The sequence below is a fragment of the Mycobacterium sp. genome (assembly GCF_032159775.1).
Taxonomy (GTDB): domain Bacteria; phylum Actinomycetota; class Actinomycetes; order Mycobacteriales; family Mycobacteriaceae; genus Mycobacterium.
On the sequence record NZ_JAVHWK010000188.1, the window covers coordinates 1 to 2,540 of the forward strand.

The window sequence follows — 2,540 nt, forward strand, 5'->3', positions numbered from 1 at the left end:
ACACCGCGGACCTGGGTGATCTTAAGCTGCGTCGGTTGTGACGCCTGTGCTTTATCGGTAGCCATTGTTATGCGCTTCCTTCACGAGTGGCGCCTGCGGCCAGCGCGTCAGCTTCGCGGCGGGCGCGCAGCATGCCGGCCGGAGCGACATCCTCCAGCGGCAGTCCACGACGTGCCGCGACCTCTTCGGGCCGCTGCAGCATCTTGAGCGCGACGACCGTCGCATGCACGACGTTGATCGCGTTGTCGCTACCCAGCGATTTGGACAGAATGTCGCGCACGCCGGCGCATTCCAGCACCGCACGCACCGCACCACCGGCGATCACACCGGTACCTGGGCTGGCCGGACGCAGCAGCACAACGCCTGCCGCGGCTTCGCCCTGCACCGGGTGGACGATGGTCCCACCGATCATCGGAACGCGGAAGAAACCCTTACGAGCTTCCTCGACGCCCTTAGCGATCGCGGCCGGAACTTCCTTGGCCTTGCCGTAGCCGACACCGACCATGCCGTTGCCGTCGCCGACGATGACCAGCGCGGTGAAGCTGAAGCGCCGACCACCTTTGACCACCTTGGAGACGCGGTTGATCGTGACAACGCGCTCGAGGTAATTGCTCTTGTCTCCGTCACGGTCACGACCGCCACGGCCACCACCGTCCCGGCGGCCCCGGTTGTCACGCGAGTCGCGACGGTCGTCGCGGCCCTCGTTCGTCGGGCCGGCCGATCCAGCCGGTTGCTCCGCCATTATGCGGTCCTTCCAAAGTTGTTAGTTAGCATCAGAATTCCAACCCACCTTCTCGGGCGGCGTCGGCCAGCGCCGCGATCCGCCCGCCGTAGGTGTAGCCGCCACGGTCGAACACCACTGCGTCGACTCCGGCAGCCTTGGCCCGCTCTGCGATCAACTGACCGACCCGCACACTGTGGGCCTTCTTGTCGCCGTCCACGCCGCGCACGTCCGCCTCGATAGAGGAGGCGGCAGCCACAGTCGTGCCGGTGAGGTCGTTGACCAACTGCACGTGAATGTGCCGCGACGAGCGGTGTACCACCAGGCGTGGACGCTCGGCGGTGCCGGCAATCTTCTTACGCAGCCGCGCGTGACGACGCAGCCGTTGCTTGCGCCGAACGGCGGAGACGCTCTGCCCCAACGGCTTCTGCGCGGTTCCTGCAGTTTGTGTTTGCGCCATGCCTACTTACCTGTCTTTCCGACCTTGCGGCGGATCTGCTCGCCTTCGTAGCGAACGCCTTTGCCCTTGTAGGGATCGTTCTTACGAAGACGGCGGATGTTGGCCGCGATCTGGCCGACCTTTTGCTTGTCGATACCGCTGATCGAGAACTTGGTCGGCGTCTCGACCGCGAAGCTCACGCCCTCCGGCGCGCTGATCAGCACCGGGTGGCTGTAGCCGAGGGCGAACTCGAGATCGCTGCCTCTGGCCTGCACGCGATAGCCGACCCCGAAGATCTCCATCTTGATCGTGTAGCCCTCGGTCACACCGGTGACCAGGTTGGACACCAGCGTGCGCGACAGCCCGTGCAACGAACGGTTGTGCCGGTCGTCGTCGGGACGGGTGACCACGATGGCGCCATCCTCGTTGCGCGCCACGGTGATCGGCTCGGCAACCTGTAAGTCCAGGGTGCCTTTGGGGCCTTTCACCGAGACCTGCTGGCCATCGATGGAGACCTCGACCCCGGATGGGATCAGGATCGGTTGCTTACCAAAACGCGACATGTCAGTCCCCTCTCACCACACGTACGCGAGGACTTCGCCGCCCACGCCCTGCCTGGCTGCCTGGCGGTCGGTGAGCAGACCCGAGGAGGTCGAGATGATCGCCACTCCCAGACCGCCGAGTACGCGGGGCAGGCCGGTCGACTTGGCGTACACCCGCAATCCGGGCTTGGACACCCGGCGCAGGCCGGCGATGCTGCGCTCCCGACTCGGCCCGTACTTGAGCTGAACGGTCAGCGCCTTGCCGACCCGCGCGTCCTCGGTGCGGTAGTCGGTGATGTAACCCTCCCGCTTGAGGATCTCGGCGATGTTGGCCTTGATCTTCGAATGCGGCAGCGTCACTTCGTCGTGGTACGCCGAGTTGGCGTTGCGCAGACGCGTCAAGAAGTCTGCGATCGGATCCGTCATTGTCATCGAGCGCTGCTCCTCTTCATCGCTGCGCTCTGCATCGTCGTCATCGCGGTCATGACAGCCGGTTCACCTTCCTCGCGGCGGTTCCCACTGTGCCCATATGTTGGGGAGGCCTACCGCAACCTTTGTTGATTGAAATGCTGTTACCAGCTGCTCTTCGCCACGCCGGGCAGTTCGCCCGCGTGCGCCATTTCACGCAGGCAGATCCTGCACAGCCCGAACTTGCGGAAAACCGCGTGCGGGCGACCGCACCTGTTACAGCGGGTGTAGGCGCGAACCGCGAACTTCGGCTTGCGCTGACTCTTGTTGATCAGTGCTTTTTTCGCCATCTGGTCAGTTCTCCTTGAACGGAAAGCCGAGGCCGCGCAACAGCGCCCGACCTTCGTCGTCGTTGGTCGCCGAGGTGACG

5 protein-coding genes and 1 pseudogene are annotated in these 2,540 nt (G+C 64.6%); all 6 read right to left on the minus strand.

Going from position 1 to position 2,540, the window contains the following annotated elements; all coding sequences use genetic code 11:
- Nucleotides 1-67 precede the first annotated feature (67 nt).
- Nucleotides 68-742, minus strand: coding sequence for a 30S ribosomal protein S5 (gene rpsE / locus QOJ24_RS24480; RefSeq protein ID WP_526265937.1), 675 nt, complete (start codon nt 740-742; stop codon nt 68-70).
- A gap of 31 nt (nt 743-773) precedes the next feature.
- On the minus strand, nt 774-1,142 hold the full coding sequence (gene rplR, locus QOJ24_RS24485; protein WP_526265939.1) for a 50S ribosomal protein L18: 369 nt from the start codon (nt 1,140-1,142) through the stop codon (nt 774-776).
- Nucleotides 1,143-1,183: 41 nt separating this feature from the next.
- Nucleotides 1,184-1,723 (minus strand): 50S ribosomal protein L6, encoded by a 540-nt coding sequence (rplF, locus tag QOJ24_RS24490; RefSeq protein ID WP_526265938.1) that lies wholly within the window; start codon nt 1,721-1,723, stop codon nt 1,184-1,186.
- 12 nt (nt 1,724-1,735) lie between these two features.
- Nucleotides 1,736-2,134, minus strand: a complete 399-nt coding sequence (rpsH, locus tag QOJ24_RS24495; RefSeq protein ID WP_285187343.1) for a 30S ribosomal protein S8 — start codon at nt 2,132-2,134, stop codon at nt 1,736-1,738.
- A gap of 140 nt (nt 2,135-2,274) precedes the next feature.
- Nucleotides 2,275-2,460, minus strand: a complete 186-nt coding sequence (locus QOJ24_RS24500; RefSeq protein ID WP_526265940.1) for a type Z 30S ribosomal protein S14 — start codon at nt 2,458-2,460, stop codon at nt 2,275-2,277.
- A 4-nt stretch (nt 2,461-2,464) separates the two neighbouring features.
- Nucleotides 2,465-2,540: pseudogene (locus QOJ24_RS24505) on the minus strand (50S ribosomal protein L5); the annotation flags it as partial.